The organism is Halobaculum halobium, from assembly GCF_030127145.1.
GTDB classification, from domain to species: Archaea; Halobacteriota; Halobacteria; order Halobacteriales; family Haloferacaceae; genus Halobaculum; species Halobaculum halobium.
In genome coordinates this window covers 724,277-739,528 of sequence record NZ_CP126158.1, presented here as the reverse complement: position 1 = coordinate 739,528, position 15,252 = coordinate 724,277, and the positions used below count along the sequence as shown (strand labels likewise).

Annotated in this window: 14 protein-coding genes; 6 read left to right on the top strand and 8 right to left on the bottom strand. The window is 69.0% G+C overall.

Features of this window, described 5'->3' with window-relative positions:
• Positions 1 to 2: 2 nt before the first annotated feature.
• The 7 genes from P0Y41_RS03935 to P0Y41_RS03905 all read right to left on the bottom strand — a co-directional run bounded on the left by P0Y41_RS03935 (position 3) and on the right by P0Y41_RS03905 (position 7,000).
• Positions 3 to 2,840, bottom strand: coding sequence for a DEAD/DEAH box helicase (locus tag P0Y41_RS03935; protein ID WP_284062671.1), 2,838 nt, complete (start codon positions 2,838 to 2,840; stop codon positions 3 to 5).
• Between the two features lie 83 nt (positions 2,841 to 2,923).
• Positions 2,924 to 3,073, bottom strand: coding sequence for a rubrerythrin-like domain-containing protein (locus tag P0Y41_RS03930; protein WP_284062670.1), 150 nt, complete (start codon positions 3,071 to 3,073; stop codon positions 2,924 to 2,926).
• 101 nt (positions 3,074 to 3,174) lie between these two features.
• Complete coding sequence (locus P0Y41_RS03925) at positions 3,175 to 4,317, bottom strand: NAD(P)/FAD-dependent oxidoreductase (RefSeq protein WP_284062669.1); 1,143 nt, start codon at positions 4,315 to 4,317, stop codon at positions 3,175 to 3,177.
• Positions 4,318 to 4,616: 299 nt separating this feature from the next.
• On the bottom strand, positions 4,617 to 5,615 hold the full coding sequence (gene mvaD / locus P0Y41_RS03920) for a phosphomevalonate decarboxylase MvaD (protein WP_284062668.1): 999 nt from the start codon (positions 5,613 to 5,615) through the stop codon (positions 4,617 to 4,619).
• Positions 5,612 to 5,962 carry a histidine kinase N-terminal 7TM domain-containing protein gene (locus P0Y41_RS17990; protein ID WP_390214775.1) on the bottom strand — a complete coding sequence of 117 codons (351 nt, stop codon included), beginning with the start codon at positions 5,960 to 5,962 and terminating at the stop codon, positions 5,612 to 5,614. Before P0Y41_RS17990 ends, mvaD begins: the two co-directional genes overlap by 4 nt.
• Positions 5,959 to 6,084 carry a hypothetical protein gene (locus P0Y41_RS03910; protein ID WP_284062666.1) on the bottom strand — a complete coding sequence of 42 codons (126 nt, stop codon included), beginning with the start codon at positions 6,082 to 6,084 and terminating at the stop codon, positions 5,959 to 5,961. The genes P0Y41_RS17990 and P0Y41_RS03910 overlap by 4 nt, the downstream gene beginning before the upstream one ends.
• 58 nt (positions 6,085 to 6,142) lie before the next feature.
• The gene (locus tag P0Y41_RS03905; RefSeq protein WP_284062665.1) at positions 6,143 to 7,000 is read right to left on the bottom strand and encodes a 3-hydroxyacyl-CoA dehydrogenase family protein; all 858 of its coding nucleotides are present in this window, start codon (positions 6,998 to 7,000) and stop codon (positions 6,143 to 6,145) included.
• A 159-nt stretch (positions 7,001 to 7,159) separates the two neighbouring features.
• On the opposite strand from P0Y41_RS03905, the gene P0Y41_RS03900 reads away from it, so the two are divergent.
• The 5 genes from P0Y41_RS03900 (at position 7,160) to P0Y41_RS03880 (ending at position 11,363) form a co-directional block, all read left to right on the top strand.
• Positions 7,160 to 7,843, top strand: a complete 684-nt coding sequence (locus P0Y41_RS03900; protein WP_284062664.1) for a DUF7409 domain-containing protein — start codon at positions 7,160 to 7,162, stop codon at positions 7,841 to 7,843.
• Between the two features lie 86 nt (positions 7,844 to 7,929).
• The gene (locus tag P0Y41_RS03895; RefSeq protein WP_284062663.1) at positions 7,930 to 8,745 is read left to right on the top strand and encodes a class I fructose-bisphosphate aldolase; all 816 of its coding nucleotides are present in this window, start codon (positions 7,930 to 7,932) and stop codon (positions 8,743 to 8,745) included.
• Positions 8,745 to 9,671, top strand: coding sequence for a class 1 fructose-bisphosphatase (locus tag P0Y41_RS03890; protein ID WP_284062662.1), 927 nt, complete (start codon positions 8,745 to 8,747; stop codon positions 9,669 to 9,671). Before P0Y41_RS03895 ends, P0Y41_RS03890 begins: the two co-directional genes overlap by 1 nt.
• A gap of 54 nt (positions 9,672 to 9,725) precedes the next feature.
• Positions 9,726 to 9,953, top strand: a complete 228-nt coding sequence (locus P0Y41_RS03885; RefSeq protein ID WP_073311031.1) for a hypothetical protein — start codon at positions 9,726 to 9,728, stop codon at positions 9,951 to 9,953.
• Between the two features lie 216 nt (positions 9,954 to 10,169).
• Positions 10,170 to 11,363, top strand: coding sequence for a glycosyltransferase family 2 protein (locus P0Y41_RS03880; RefSeq protein WP_345783200.1), 1,194 nt, complete (start codon positions 10,170 to 10,172; stop codon positions 11,361 to 11,363).
• Positions 11,364 to 11,386: 23 nt separating this feature from the next.
• Here the strand turns inward: P0Y41_RS03880 and P0Y41_RS03875 are convergent, their stop codons facing one another.
• Positions 11,387 to 13,222: a S9 family peptidase gene (locus P0Y41_RS03875; RefSeq protein ID WP_345783199.1), complete on the bottom strand. Its 1,836-nt coding sequence runs from the start codon at positions 13,220 to 13,222 to the stop codon at positions 11,387 to 11,389.
• Between the two features lie 189 nt (positions 13,223 to 13,411).
• Here P0Y41_RS03875 and P0Y41_RS03870 point away from each other — a divergent pair, with 189 nt between their 5' ends.
• Positions 13,412 to 15,208 carry an acyl-CoA carboxylase subunit beta gene (locus P0Y41_RS03870; RefSeq protein ID WP_284062659.1) on the top strand — a complete coding sequence of 599 codons (1,797 nt, stop codon included), beginning with the start codon at positions 13,412 to 13,414 and terminating at the stop codon, positions 15,206 to 15,208.
• The last annotated feature ends 44 nt before the right edge of the window (positions 15,209 to 15,252 follow it).

Below are 15,252 nucleotides of genomic sequence, written 5' to 3'. Positions count from 1 at the left end.
CGCTACTCCCAGAAGCTCTTGGTCCGCGCGTACTGCCGCTCCTGTTTCAGGATGTCGCGGTAGAAGTCGTCCTCGTCCTCGCGCAGTTTCCCGATGATCCGGGCGGCGTTGTGCGGGCCGACGCCGCGGGCGGCCAGCGCGATCACGGCCTGCTTGCCGTGGGCCTGCACGAGGTTCGCCGAGCGGTTCGCCTTGCGCGTGAGTTCCGCCTGTTCGTCGTCCTTGTCGTTCGACCGGACGGCCTGTACCGCCTCGTCCGCCCACGGGTTCAGCGCCGCGATCCGGGTGGAGCCGCACTCGGGGCACTCGGGGCTGTCCCTGACCCTGCGGACCTTCGTGCGCTGGTCCCACTCTCCGCAGTGGACGCACAACTGGATCACGTGGTCGTCCATGATGCGGTCGCGGATCGTCTCGATCACGGAGGCGTCGGCGTTCTCGGGCACAAGGAACTCCCGGCCGGAGGAGCGGCCGTCCGTGCCCAGCGGCGTGCGCTCGCGGGCAGCGACCACCTCGACGTCACCGTCGTGAATGTCCCCGAGCAACTCCGCCGTCTCCTCGACGGCGAGTTCCGTGTGGAACACCTCCCGGACCGCCTCGTCGAAGACCGGCGTGTCCTCCAGCGCCGCCATGAGGCGGTCGCCGCCGAAGCGCTTGTTCCCCTGATACCGCTTGAGCGCGCCGAACTTCGCGGCGACGTGTGCGAGCGTGAACTTCAGCGTGTCCGAGTTCTTGAGGGCGAGTTCGAGGAGGGCTTCGACGTGCTGCGGGTCGGTCTCCTCCAGCACCTCGATGACGGTTCCCGGGGTGACGCCGTTGGGTACCTCCAACTCGACGCGATACGGATCGGCCTCCATCCCGACAGACGAGCCGGTGCGCTGGCCGATCAGCGCCGAGAGGAGCCTGCCGAGCGTGCGGTTCACCCCGTGGCCGAACGCGGCGTTGACGGCGATGCTCCGTCCCGTGCCCTCCACGACGATCTGATCGTCAGTCGGCATCGGGTGACCCGCCTCGACGTGGCGCCCGACCGTGTCGATGCCGACCCGGATCGTGTCGGCTTCGGCGGGATACCGTCCGGCGAACTCCCGAGCCACGGCGGCCGCGTCGGCACCGCCGGCGAACTGCGGTTCGGCGACGCCGCGCATCTCGCCCACCTCGCCGGCGACGGCGCGGGGAACGGGGATCTCTTGTCCGGTCCAGGAGGGTACCTCCCCTGCGGGGTCCTCGATGGGCGCGACGTTCACCTCCGACTCCTCCTCGTCGATGTCGTTGATGCGCCACAGCTCCCCGCGCTGAATGAACGCCTCCCCGGGCTGGGCGAAGTTGACGACGAACCGTTCGTCCAGCGTCCCGATCTGCCGGCGCGAGGAGATGTCGTACACGTCGTACGTCTCCTCGTCGGGGATCATCGAGAGGTTCCGGTAGTAGTACTGCCACGTGCCCCCCGACGTTTCGAGCACGTCGCGCTCCTCGTCGATCCACAGCAACCGATTCCCCGACAGCTCGCGGGCGACCTCGCGGAACGTCTCCTCCGGGAGGTCGCGGAAGGGGTACGCCCGGGTGATCAGATCGTACGCCTCGCGGGCGTCGACCTCGCCCATGTCCATGAGCAGACCGACGACCTGGTTCGCGAGCGTGTCGAGACTCCCGTGGTGAATGCCCGACTCCTCTACGTCGCCCTCGACGGCCCGCCGGGCGATCGCCAGCGCTTCCATGGTGTCGTCCGCGCTGTCGGTGACGACGGTCCCGCGGCTCACCTCGTCGCGGCGGTGGCCCGCGCGGCCGACCCGCTGGAGCAGGCGCGCGACCTCGCGGGGGGAGTTGTACTGGACGACGTGATCGACGCGCCCCACGTCGATCCCCAACTCCATCGAGGAGGTACAGACGAGCCCGTCGATCTCGCCGGTCTTGAACGCGTCCTCGACCTCGATCCGGGCGTCCTTCGACAGCGATCCGTGGTGGACGCCGATCGGTTCGCCGAGCGTTTTGAACCGCGAGGCGAGCGCCTCCGCCGTCTGTCGAGTGTTCACGAAGATCAGGACCGACTCGTTCGCGCGGACGATGTCGCGAACGAGCCGGACGTGACTCGCGATGTCGGCGTCGGTCGCGAGCTTCCCGGCGAGGCGCTCGTCCGCGGGGGTCACCTCCGGCGAGATCACGTCGAACTCGACCTTGCTCCCCACGTCGACCTCGACGATCGCACAGCCTCGGTCGCCGGTGAGGAACTTCCCGACCTCCTCGGGGTCGCCGACGGTCGCCGAGAGGCCGATGCGCTGGAAGTCGCCCGACAGGCGGCGCACCCGCTCTAACCCGACGGTCAACTGGGCGCCGCGTTTCGAGGCCGCCAACTCGTGGACCTCGTCGACGACGACGTGATTCACGTCCGAGAGCGCCGCCCGGAGCTTCTCGCCCGTCAGCATCGCCTGCAGCGTCTCCGGCGTCGTCACCAGCACGTCGGGCGGGTCGTTCGCCTGCTTGCTCCGCTGGTAGTCGGAGGTGTCGCCGTGGCGCACCTGCACGTTCAAGTCGAGGTACTCGCCCCACCACTCCAGGCGCTCGCGCATGTCGCGGTTGAGCGCCCGCAGCGGCGTCACGTACAGCGCCCCGAGCCCCTCGGGGCGCGTCTCCGCGAGCGCCGACAGCACCGGCAACATCGCCGTCTCGGTCTTGCCGGTCCCCGTCGGCGCGATGACGAGGGCGTCCTCGCCGGCCGCAAGGGGCGAGATCGCCCGTCGCTGCGGCGCCGTCGGCGTCGTGAACCCGCGCTCGGACAGCGCCGACCGAACCTCCTCCCCCAGCGCCGCGAACGCGTCCATCCCCGTCGCTCGCGGCGTATCGCTCATCGCCGAACGTCGCGGCGCGAGCGGCTTAAGGGTCGCGCTACCGGGCGTTCAGCGGCCGTCGGCCGTCGTCGGATACCCCCGAGTCACTCCCGGCTGACGGCGATGTTCCGGACCGCGCTCTCGCACTCGGGACACGTGCCGGGATGGCTGGCCCCTCGGAGCCGCGTCCCGCAGCCGACACACTCGAACAACGCTTCAGACGCGTCGTACGGATCGATATCCTTGGATGGCACGAGTTGACGTACCACACTCTACAGTGTAAGGCTTCTCTACAGATGTATCTCATTCATCCTAGGTATACAAGGTTATCTGGTGGACGAGCGTCCAACTATCTCTACAGGAGCTCCTCTTCCGCCAGTTGGATCGCTTTCTGAACGGCGCCGACGGACGTGAGATACCCCGCGCCGACGCCCGCCTTCGACGCCCGCGCGGCCGGGCCGGTGAGCACCGTCGGCCCCAACTGCGCCACGGCGCCGTCGCCGACAGAGACGAGCCAACCGGGCACCTCGAACCGGTAGCGCGTCAGCCGCGGTTCGAACTCGTCCTCGTCGCCGACCATCTCGTTGTCCACCAGCCGACCGATGTTCTCCGCGACCGCCTTCGCCTCCCGAACGGCCGCAGACGCCGAGGCCGGGACCGCCTCGCCGTCGGCATCGACGACGCGGGCGGCGTCACCCAAGGCGAACGTACCGTCGGTGAGTCGGAGGTCGGCACGGACGACCGGACGGTCGCCACCCACGGCGTCGTCGCCGGCGATGCCGCCGGTCCAGACGAGTTGGTCGTACGAGAGGTCGCCGGCGGCGGTGGCGATCCGGTCGTCGAAGACCTGTTCGACGGTCGTGTCGGTCTCGACGTCGACGCCACGCGCCTCCAACTGCTCGCGTACGGCTCGGCTGAAGTTCGCCGGGAAGTTCGGCGCGACCTCGCCCAACTGCTCGACGAGGACGACCTCCGCCTCGTCGGGTACCGCGACGTCTTTCTCGCGTGCGAGCGCCGTGAGTTCGCCGGCGACCTGCACGCCCGACAGGCCGGCGCCGCCGACCACGACGCGCCCGCCGTCGCCGAGGAGTTCCAGAAACTCCTCGCGGATCTCGGCGGCGTCGTCGAGCGACTTCAGCGGCGTCGCGTGCTCGCGAAGCCCTTCGATCCCGTAATACGCGGTCTCCGAGCCGAGACACAGCGCGCCGTAGTCCCACTCGATGTCGTCTCCGCTCGCCAACTCGGCCACGCCCGCCTCGGCGTCCACGTCGACGACCCGGTCCACGATCAACTCAGCGCGGTCGAGCAGGTCCTCGAGCGGCACCGAGATGGCGTCGGCGACCGCCGGCCGGCGGATCGCACGGTGCGTCTCGTGGACGAGGACGTGACTCTCGCCGTCGTTGACGAGCGTGATGTCGACAGCCGAGGGGAGTCGCGACTCGAGTCTCCGGGTCACAGCGACGCCAGCGTAGCCGGCGCCGAGAACGACGACATGCATTCGCGAACACTACGGCCGCCGCGGGTAAGGGCGTAACGGGCGTCGCGCACGTCGGTGCGGACGAACGTTCAAGGAGGAAAGTGGGACCAGTGACCCCGTAACGTAACGACGGCCCGCGGGCGCCGAGCGGGTGTGCGGCGCACCGCTCGCGGGTGACGGGAGTCGGGGGGCAGCCGGCGGCCTCTCGACGACCGGCAGACGCAGCCGCGCCGCCTGTCAGTTCGGGGCGCAGCGACGGCTCCGCGTCTACCAGACCCGTGCCCCAACCCGTCCCCGAAGTTCGGAGCGGTGCCCCCGGATCAGAACAGCGCTTCCGACGCCCCGAGCACGCGCGCCGGGCCGCCGACCTCCCAGATGTTCGTCTCGACGCCGACCTCGGCGATTCGCTCCTCGACGCGCTCGGCGTGCTCGGCGGGCGTGTTGACGTAGACGCTCGCGCCGGTGTCCGTCGAGAAGTAGACGGGAACCTCCTCCTCGCGGAGTTCGCGGACGGCGTTGAACACGGCGATCGTCTCGGGCTGCCAGTACACCCAGCCGGCGGGGCCGGTCATGGTCGTCGCCGTCAGCGACAGGGAGTCGTGCTCTGCGATCTCGAAGATCCCCGAGAACTCCCCCGAGCGCAGACGGTCGCGCATCCGCTGGAGCTGCTCGTGGACGTGCGCCATCCGGGCGTCGAACATGTGGCTCGCCTCTGCCTCGCGGTGTGCCTCCTCGGTCTCCTTGTAGGCGGGCACGAGCGCGGTAACTACGCGGAGGTCCTCCTCGGGGTCGAACCCGTCCGGGCCGACGCCCACGTCGAGGCGCTCGGCGCGACAGTCCTCGTCGTTCATCCCGGCGTACAGCACCGAGTAGGCGCCGGTAACGGCGCGGGCGGCCGATGAGGAGCCGCGGCGCGCGACCGTCGAAATCTCCGGGCGCGTCATGTCGAGCCCGGCCGCCTCGACCAGCGAGGTCGCCAGCGCCGCAAAGCCAGACGACGAGGAGCCGAAGCCGACGTTCGACGGGAAGGAGTTCTCGGACTCGACGCGGACGGCGGCGTCCAGATCCGCGAGCTCGCGGACGTGCTCGACGACCATCTCGATGCGCTCGGCGCCGCGACCGTCGACGGCCTCGCCGTCGATGCGGTACTGGTCGTCGGTCGGCGACGCGTCCGGCTCCCACTCGACGGTCGTCGTCGTTCGCGAGGGAGCCGTACAGAGGCTGATCGAGTCGTGGTACGGGAGCCGTCGCTCCGCGTCGCGCATCCCGTGGTACTTCACGAGGCCCTGGATGGGGTGGGCCGTCGCCGTGGCCTTCATACCCGCCGAACGGGCGGGCGGGTGGTTAGTCGTTCCGAATGGTCGTGTCCGTCGGCTCCCCAACGTCTCCCCGTTCCAAGCTCCCGATCGCCCCTGTCGGAGCGATCGAGACAGGAACGACCGCCGCCACGCCGACGACGTTCGCCGGCAACGACCCCGGGCGCGACCCGGAGGCGGCGGTCACTGAACCGGTCGAACCCGGCGCACGCGAGCGCGAACAGTAACCAGGTGGGCGGGATCACGACGTCCCCGACGTACCGGATCTGTCGCCAGCGAAGCGACTCGGTGAGCCCGTCCGTCGTGAGGCCGCCGATGGTTGCGAGCGAAAGCCACGCGGACGCGGTCATGAGCAGCGCCAGCGGGCGGCCCGCGAGCGCGCGTCACGGTGGCGCCACGCGACCCCGGTGGTCCACAACGAGAGGGCCGCCGCGACCGCGAGCGCGACCGTCAGCGTCGCGTGCGGTATCACGGTCCATCCGGGTCGAAGTGACGCCTAGTAAAATGTACCGTCCCGAGTCGTCTGGGCGTCAGTCGTAGTCGTAGAACCCCTTGCCGGTCTTCTTGCCCAGGTCGCCGGCGGCGACCTTCCGCTTGAGGAGGTAGGCGGGCTTGTACCGGTCGCCCAGTTCCTCGTGCAGCGTCTCGCTGGCGTCGAGACAGATGTCGAGGCCGATGTGGTCGGCCAGTTCGAGCGGGCCCATCGGAACGTTCGTCCCAAGCTTCATTCCCTTGTCCATGTCTTCCTTCGAGGCGACGCCTTCGTCGTACGCGCGGATGCCCTCGTTGATCCACGGCATGAGCACGCGGTTGGTGACGAAGCCGGGCTTGTCGTCGCTCTCCCACGTCTCCTTGCCCACGTCCTCGGCGAACGCGTGCGCGAAGTCCGTCACTTCGGTGGCGGTCTTCTCGCCGGTGACGACCTCGACGCCCGCCATGATCGGGACGGGATTCATGAAGTGGAGGCCGACGACGAGGTCCTCGCGGTCGGTCGCCGATGCGATGGTCGTGATAGAGAGCGTCGAGGTGTTCGTCGCGAGCACCACGTCGTCGTCAGTCACGTCTTCGAGTTCCTCGAAGATGTCCTGCTTTACGTCCATGTCTTCCAGCGCCGCCTCGACGACGAGGTCGGCGGCGGCGAGATCTCCGAGGTCGGTCGTTCCCGTGATCCGGTCTTGGACCGCCTCGCGTGGCTCGTCGAGTTCGCCCTTCGCGTCGAGGCGCGACAGCGAGGAGTCGATCGCGTCCAGGCCGTTGTCGACGAACCGCTGTTCGATGTCGCGCATCACCACGTCGTAGCCGGCTGTCGCGGTCACCTGGGCGATCCCGTTGCCCATCGTGCCCGCGCCGACGACGCCGACCGTCTCGATCTCCGAGAGTTCGCGCATGGACAATGGTGCCCATGCGGCCACCGTAAGCGTAGCGGACCTGTGGACTGGGAATTATCCGCACGTGAGACCGTGCGCAGAAAGGTTAAACCGTCCGGGTTCGACGCACCCAACAGGTGACCAGGTGTGGGGGATGAGGACATCAGGGAGTTGAAATTCGTGGGACCGGCGACCGCGGAGGCCCTCGCGGACGCGCCGTTCGACGCGGCGGCCGTGCGCGAGAAGGCGGTCTCGTACCGGATGCTTACCGACGCCGGGGTCAATCCGGGCGTTGCGGCGCGCATCCGCCGGGAGCACTCGCTGGCCTGGTCGTTCGAGTCGGAGGGCGAAGACCTCGCACGACGGTCGACGCAGGTCCGCGGGCTCGGCGACGCAGAACGCGCCTGGGTCGCGGCGTCGTCGGGAGACTGGCAGGGTGCCGACGCCGGCGCGTCCGACGCCGCTGACGGCGGTGGCGGGTCCAACGGGGACGGCGACGACGGGGCAGACCGCGCTGAACCGGCGGACGCCGGAGTCGCCGACGACGAGGCGACCGACGACGGCGTGACCGCAGAGCGCGCGTGGGTCGCCGCCTCCGCCCGCGGTGACGCGCCGGGGACGAAGACCGACGGGTCGGGCGATCCGGTCGCCGCCGAGTCGGCCTGGCGCGAGCGCTCTCGACCGACGCCCGTCGGAGCGGTCGAAGGGGTCGACGACGGGGACGCAGCCGATCTCGCGGAGGCGGGGATCACCTCCGCACGGGCGCTGGCCGTCGCCGATCCGGCTGAAGTGGCCGAGGCGCTGGGCCGTGACGAGGCACGGGTCGCCGAACTGTGTGAGGCGGCGACCGAGCACGTCGATTGATAGATGGAATGCGATACTCGGGGGCGAGTAAATATCACATCGCAGACACCATTTGATTTATCATCGTTGCCGTGGCGGATTTACGTATGCTCACCGACGCGGACGCGGCGATCACTCGCGACGACAAGGCACTCATTCTCGCATATGACCACGGGATCGAACACGGGCCCGTGGACTTCGCGCCGAACCCGTCGACTGCGGATCCCGAGCGGGTGTTCGACCTCGCGACTCACGACGCGGTAACAGCGCTCGCGGTCGGGAAGGGCATCGCGGAGGCGTACTACCCGAGCTACGAGGAGGACGTGTCGCTGCTGGCGAAGCTCAACAGCACCTCGAACCTCTGGATGGGCGAGCCGGACTCCGCCGTGAACTGGTCGGTCGAGTACGCCGCCGAGTTGGGCGCCGACGCGATCGGCTTCACGCTGTACGGCGGGTCGAACCACGAGGTCGAGATGGCCGAAGAGTTCCGCGACGCCCAGGAGGCGGCCCGCGAGCACGACATGGGCGTCGTCATGTGGTCGTACCCGCGCGGACAGGGACTGAAGAACGACACCAGCCCGGACACCATCGCGTACGCGGCGCGGTTGGGTCTCGAACTCGGTGCCGACATCGCGAAGGTAAAGTACCCCGGATCACCCGACTCGATGGCCGAGGCAGCGCGGATGGCCGGCCCGACCAAAGTGGTGATGTCCGGCGGATCGAAGACCGACGATCGCGCGTTCCTCGAAACCGTCGCCGGCGCGCTCGAGGGCGGCGCGAAGGGGCTCGCGGTCGGTCGAAACGTCTTCCAGCGGGAGAACCCCGAGGAGATCCTCGACGCGCTGGAGGCGGTCATCTTCGAGGACGCGTCCGTCGACGAGGCGCTCGAACACACCTCCGCGTCCGCCGTCGCCGACGACTGATGGACGGTTCCGACGCTGGCTCCGACTGCGACTCCGCCGGCGCCACAGACGACCCGTTCGCCGTCGCGGAGGCGGTGCTGGACGTCGTCGCCGCCGCGGCCCCCGACGTCCGCGCGGGGCTGCCGGGGCGGCGCCGGTACCTCGACGACGAGAACCCCTCGGGCGAGGACGTGCTGGCGGCGGACCTGTATGCCGACGAGTTGCTGGCGGAAATGGTGGGCGACATCGACGGCGTCGGAACGTACGCCAGCGAGGAGCGCGAGTCGACCGTCGACACCGGCGACGGCGACGTGTCGGTCGCGGTCGACCCGCTCGACGGGTCGTCGAATCTGGAGTCGAACAATCCGATGGGAACCGTGATCGCGGTGTACGACGGTCCGCTTCCGGCCTCGGGCCGTGACCTCGTCGCCGCCGGATTCGTCCTGTACGGGCCGGTCACGACGATGGTTGCCGGCGTCGGCGCGCCTGCGGACGCGACGATCCACGAGTACCTGGTCACCGGGGAGGGTGACCGTGAGCAACTGGAGCGGATCGAACTCCCCGACGACCCGACGGTGTACGGCTTCGGGGGGCGGGTGCCCGACTGGCCCGACGACTTCGCCGCGTACGTCGGCGAGATCGAAGACGAGCTGAAACTGCGCTACGGCGGCGCGATGATCGCGGACGTGAGCCAGGTGCTCTCCTACGGCGGCGTGTTCGCGTACCCCGCGCTGGAGTCCGCCCCGGACGGGAAACTCCGCCTGCAGTTCGAGGGGAATCCAGTCGCGTACCTCGTGGAGGGCGCCGGCGGTCGATCCTCGGACGGGGCGCGGTCGCTGTTGGACGTTGAAGCGACCGGAATCCACCAGCGTGTGCCCGTCCACATCGGGAACGCCGCGCTGATCGACCGCCTCGAAGCCGCGCTCAATGCGGTTCGACAGCGGTAGGTCGGCGCTCCCGGAACCGATAGACCCACACGTCGGGCGCGCCGAACCCGAGTAATGAGAGATCGGTATAAGGCGCTCATGTTGCGCAGTTTCAAGGACGCGATGGACATCGTCGACGAGTACAACGGCTGGGCGGCCGAGGCGTTCGACGACTCCTCGCCGGTGCCGCCGCAGGCGGTGCCGCAGGTCGCGATGATGCTGTACCAGAGCCGCGTGATGGACGGGTGGGGCGGCGAGGGCGGGTTCGACGTGCCGGAGTTCGACGACAAGATGTTCGACTAGCGGGGCCGACCGGTGTTCTCGTGAGCGACCGGAGCGAGGTCCGCGGCCCGAGGCACCCGGTGTGCGGTTCCCTCGACCGATCGACGGATCCACCTCGTCGTGGGTCGACTCGGCCGCGTCTCTCGATTAATGCGGCTTAATTCGGTGCCAGCGCCCCCCAATCCACGTTGAGCGCTGTCCCCGTTGAAGGGGGCGGCGCCGTTCGTGGCGACCACGATGAACCTCGAACGGATCGGACTGATCGCGACCGTGGCGAGCCTCCTCGCGGCGGCGGGCGCACTGGCGTTCCCCGCCGTCGTGGGGCTGCCGGTCGGGGCGCGGTCGCTGCTCGCGGCGACGCTGTGGGGTACGACCATCCTGTTCACCGGGACGACGCTCGTGTGGGTCGTCCTGACGTACGTCGTCGGTGCGGGCTACGAGGAACCGGAGCCGGTTCGCGGCGGCGACGACGTACAGGTGCGGATCATGACCATCGACGCTGCCGAGGTCGTGCGGCGGACAGTCGAGTCGCTCCCGGACGACTTGGACGACGTGCGCGTCATCGCCGAGACGGATATCGACGTCCCCGGCGCGACGGTCCACGTCGTGCCCGACGAGTTCGACGCCGCGGCCGTCCGGAAGGGCCGCGCTCTCGAGTGGGCGCGTCGACACGTCGACTGCGAGCGCGAATTCGTGCTCTACCTCGATGAGGACAGCCACATGACCGAGTTCGACGGTCTGCCGGACGCCGACGTGGTCCAACTGCGCGAGGAGCCGCGCCGGACCGGCTCGGTCCTGTCGTATCTCGCGGACGTGTACCGGATGGGCGTCCAGATCGAACAGCGCGCCTTCGCGCGCCTCTCGGTCCCGCTGTTCGCGTGGGGCGGAGGGATCGCCGTCCGGCGCGAGGTCGAGGACGCGGTGACGTGGAACCGCGAGACGCTCGTCGAGGACACCGCCTTCGTGTGGAAGGCGGCCGAGCGCTTCGACCTAGATTTCGAACTCGCGGACGTGGCCGTGCGAAACGAGGCGCCGCCGTCGCTGTACGAGATCACCCAGCAGCGCCGCCGGTGGACCGCGGGCAACCTCCGGGCCGCGAAGATGCTGCCGGCTCGCTACCGCCTGCTCACCCGCGTGCGGAACTACGCGTGGGCGCTGTCGCCGGTCGTGACGCTGGTTGCGATCCCGCTGTCGGTCCTCGGCGTCTCCGTCCTGTTCGGCGGCCTGTTCCTCGCGGCGTCGCTGACGCTTGCGGCGTTCACGGCGTTCTGGTTCCTCCGCGGGGTCGCCTACTACGGCCGCGAGACGGCGGGCTGGGCACTGGCGGTGCCGCTGGCGCCCGTCGTCACCGTCGTTCACTCGCTGGGGACGGTCGCGGGCGTCCTCGACCCGCCCGAGGAGTTCCGCGTGACCGAGAAGACCGGGAAGTGACCGGCGCCGGCGCGCAGTCGTCGCTAGTCGTCGCTCGCGACTACGTCGGCCTCGAGAGTGCCGATCCGTCGGTCGAAAAAGTCGTCGAGCAGTTCGAGGCTCCGAAGCTTGTCGTCGATGTCCGAGGAGCCGTGGCCCTCCTCACCGAGTTCCTCGTACTCGTAGTCGTCGCCCTCCTCGTAGCCCGCGTCGTCGAGCGCGTCCCGGAAGATCCGCGCCTGCGAGACGGGCACCCGGCGGTCGTTGACGCCGTGGACGATCAGCAGGGGAGACGCGAGGTTGTCGGCGTAGGTGACCGGCGAGCGCTCTTCGTACAGGGTCTCGTTCTCGTCCGGTTCGCCGAGGTACTTCACCAGCAGCTCCGAGCGGAAGTGCGGCATCGTGTTCTCGGCCATGTCGAACAAGTCCGAGACGCCGACCCAGGCGACGCCCGCATCGTAGAGGTCGGGGAACTGGACGAGCTGCCAGTACGCTGAGTAGCCGCCGTAGGAGCCCCCGAACACGACGACGCGGTCGTCGTCGAGCCAGTCGTACTCAGCGAGAACGTGCTCGGCAGCGGTCGCGACATCCCCCTGTTCGGCGCCGCCCCAGTCGTCGTACAACTCTTCGACGAACTCGCGGCCGCGACCCGTGGAGCCGCGGTAGTTCACCTGCAGGACCGAGAACCCGCGAGAGAGCAGGAACTGCGTGCGGTAGCTGAACGAGAGCGTGTCGCGGGCGCGCGGCCCGCCGTGGGGGTTGACGACCAGCGGCGACGGCCGCTCGCCGGAGTCGTAGAAGATCGCGCCGATATCCAGTTCCTCGTAGGCGTCGTGGTCGACGGCGCGCTGTGGCGTCTCGGGGACGCCGTCGGACTCGACGGCGAAGTACTCCGCGTCGGCGAAGTCGCTGGGCGAGAACGGGCCGTACTCGGCCTCCAGAACCGTCTCGTACTCGTCGGTGTCCAGATCGTACGCGAGCAGTGCAGGGCGCCGCGTCGGCGTCGTGTGCTGGATCAGGACCCGTCCGTCGTCGAGGGGCGTGTCGTCGGCCAACGACGCGACGCCGCCGGGGAGGTCGAGTTCGCGACCCTCGCCGGACCCGACGTCGTAGACGACCGGGACGGCCTCGGCGTCGCGCGAGCGCGTCGCGAGGAACCGGTCGCCGTCGGGGTGGAAGAACGCGGGCGTCTCCTCGAACTGTCCGTCGCCGTACCACGTCACCTCGTCCACCTCGAGGTCGTACACGCCGCAGCGACCCTTGTCGGGCGTGTTGTCCGAGACGAGCAGCGCGTCGCCGTCGGGGTGCCAGTCGGCCGGCGCCGACTCGGCGCCGGTCTCGCCGATCTCGAGGTTCCGGGCGTTCGAGCCGTCGATGTCTCCAACGAACACGTCCGCGTTGTCGTAGTCCTCGGAGGTGTTGGTCATGAACGCGAAGCGGTCGCAGTCGGGCGACAGTTCCGCGGTCCAGACGGCGCGGTCGTAGTCGGTGAGCTTCGTCGTCTCGCCCGACGGGAGGTCGTGTCGGTAGACGTTCATCTGGCCGTCGGCGTTCGAGCCGACCAGCAGCGTCTCCCCGTCGTCGCCGACCGACTGGAGCGTCACCTGTCCGTCCATCTCGACGACCGGCTCGGCGTTCCCGTCGCGGTCGATAGCGTGGACGTCGTTCTGCTCGTTGCCGGCCTCGTCGAGGTGGAAGAAGACCCGATCGCCGTCGGTGTCCCACGCAAAGCCGTGGCGGGCGTCCTTGGGGACCTGGCCGTCGGACCACTGCTCCAGGTCGCCGGTGTCGGGATCGAGGAGGTACAGCTGGTTTCGGCCGTCGATGTCGTAGTACAGCGCCACCTCGTCGCCGTCGGGGGTCGGCGCGGGGTGGGCCATCGTCGGCAGCTCTGCGAGGGACCGGAGGGTTTCGTCGTGATCGTCGCTCACGCCCGAACGTTCGGCGCGGTCGCCTTGAGTCTGTCCAGATCGACCGTGTGGAAAGACGGTTGACAGGCGATCGCGGGCGGCCGACTCGCGCCGCCGTCCATGGAAAACTCTTTCCGCAATTCTTGCGCACACCACCGTATGAAAGTCCACGTGGGCGCGGCGGCAACCGAGGAGGAGGCCGGCGCCATCGCCTCGGCACTGGCCGAGCACTTCGGCGTCGACATCGAGGTGTACGCCGGCGACGACGCCGACGAGCCGATCGCGGTCGCCGAGCCACCCGAGATCGAGTACCCGCTGGACGACGATCTGGGGCCAACCGACCGCGAGGCCGCCCTCCGCGCTGAGATCGACGACATCCTCCAGGGTGGCCCCGAGAAGTACAGGGACCGGCTCCCCGGCCAGGGGAAGCTGTTCGTCCGCGACCGGCTCGACCTCTGGTTCGGCGAGAGAGGAGAGGGCGGCCCCGGCGACGCCGACCGCGAGGGCGCCGCCGACGGCGTGAAGTTCGAGGACGGGAAGTTCGCGCACTTCGACGCGTGGCACGGGAACTCCCCGGACGTGGAGGAGGCCGACGAGGGGAACCGCCTCCCCGCGGACGGGCTCATCACCGGTGCCGCCGAGTTCGAGGGGCGCGACCTGCACTTCATGGCCAACGACTTCACGGTGAAGGCGGGGTCGATGGCCGGCAAGGGCGTCGAGAAGTTCCTCCGGATGCAACAGCGCGCGCTGAAGAACGGCAAGCCGATCCTCTATCTGATGGACTCCTCGGGCGGCCGCATCGACCAACAGACCGGCTTTTTCGCCAACCGCGAGGGGATCGGGAAGTACTACTACAACCACTCGATGCTCTCAGGTCGGGTCCCGCAGATCTGCGTCCTCTACGGCCCCTGCATCGCGGGAGCGGCGTACACGCCGGTGTTCGCCGACTTCACCGTGATGGTCGAGGGGATGTCCGCGATGGCGATCGCCTCCCCCCGGATGGTGAAGATGGTCACCGGCGAGGAGATCGAGATGGACGACCTCGGCGGCCCGGACGTCCACGCGAAGTACTCCGGCAGCGCCGACCTGGTCGCCGAGGACGAACAGCACGCCCGCGATCTCGTGGCGGACCTGATGAGCTACCTCCCCGATAAGGCGGGCGAGAAACCGCCCCGCAGCGACCAGAAACCGCCAACGTACTCACCCGACGGCATCGACGAGTTGATCCCCGAAGCCCCGAACCGCCCGTACGACGTTCACGACCTCTTGGAGCGCATCTGCGACGCGGAGTCGGTGTTCGAGTTGAAACCGGAGTACGGCAAGGAGATCGTCACCGCGTTCGCCCGCATCGACGGGCGCCCCGTCGGCGTCGTCGCGAACCAGCCGACCGAGCGCTCAGGGGCAATCTTTCCCGACGCCGCCGAGAAGGCCGCGGAGTTCATCTGGACGTGCGACGCCTACGAGGTCCCGCTCCTCTACCTCTGTGATACGCCGGGGTTCATGGCCGGTTCGCAGGTCGAAAAGGACGCCATCCTCGAGAAGGGCAAGAAGTTCATCTACGCGACCTCCTCGGCAACGGTCCCGAAACAGACGGTCGTCGTCCGGAAGGCGTACGGGGCGGGCATCTACGCCATGGGCGGCCCCGCCTACGAGCCCGAATCCGTCATCGGTCTCCCCTCCGGCGAGATCGGGATCATGGGCCCGGAGGCCGCGATCAACGCCGTCTACGCGAACAAGCTCGCCGAGATCGACGACCCGGAGGAGCGCGCGACGCGCGAGGACGAACTCCGCGAGGAGTACCGACGCGACATCGACATCCACCGGATGGCCAGCGAGGTCGTCATCGACGAGATCGTTCCGCCCTCGGAGTTGCGCGACGAACTCGTCCAGCGGTTCGACTTCTACGAGGACATCGAGAAGTCGGTCCCGGACAAGAAGCACGGCACCGTGCTGTGATCGGTCGGCGAGGGTTCAAATACGGTGACGGGACCAGCCCGTCC

Excerpts from the sequence above, each read along its gene's own strand:
- P0Y41_RS03890 (WP_284062662.1), top strand. The coding sequence starts at position 8,745 with ATGGACGGTTCCGACGCTGGCTCCGACTGCGACTCCGCCGGCGCCACA.
- P0Y41_RS03885 (WP_073311031.1), top strand. The coding sequence starts at position 9,726 with ATGAGAGATCGGTATAAGGCGCTCATGTTGCGCAGTTTCAAGGACGCG.
- P0Y41_RS03870 (WP_284062659.1), top strand. The coding sequence starts at position 13,412 with ATGAAAGTCCACGTGGGCGCGGCGGCAACCGAGGAGGAGGCCGGCGCC.
- P0Y41_RS03895 (WP_284062663.1), top strand. The coding sequence starts at position 7,930 with ATGCTCACCGACGCGGACGCGGCGATCACTCGCGACGACAAGGCACTC.
- P0Y41_RS03905 (WP_284062665.1), bottom strand. The coding sequence starts at position 7,000 with ATGCGCGAACTCTCGGAGATCGAGACGGTCGGCGTCGTCGGCGCGGGC.
- P0Y41_RS03925 (WP_284062669.1), bottom strand. The coding sequence starts at position 4,317 with ATGCATGTCGTCGTTCTCGGCGCCGGCTACGCTGGCGTCGCTGTGACC.
- mvaD (WP_284062668.1), bottom strand. The coding sequence starts at position 5,615 with ATGAAGGCCACGGCGACGGCCCACCCCATCCAGGGCCTCGTGAAGTAC.
- P0Y41_RS17990 (WP_390214775.1), bottom strand. The coding sequence starts at position 5,962 with ATGACCGCGTCCGCGTGGCTTTCGCTCGCAACCATCGGCGGCCTCACG.
- P0Y41_RS03875 (WP_345783199.1), bottom strand. The coding sequence starts at position 13,222 with ATGGCCCACCCCGCGCCGACCCCCGACGGCGACGAGGTGGCGCTGTAC.
- P0Y41_RS03880 (WP_345783200.1), top strand. The coding sequence starts at position 10,170 with ATGAACCTCGAACGGATCGGACTGATCGCGACCGTGGCGAGCCTCCTC.
- P0Y41_RS03935 (WP_284062671.1), bottom strand. The coding sequence starts at position 2,840 with ATGAGCGATACGCCGCGAGCGACGGGGATGGACGCGTTCGCGGCGCTG.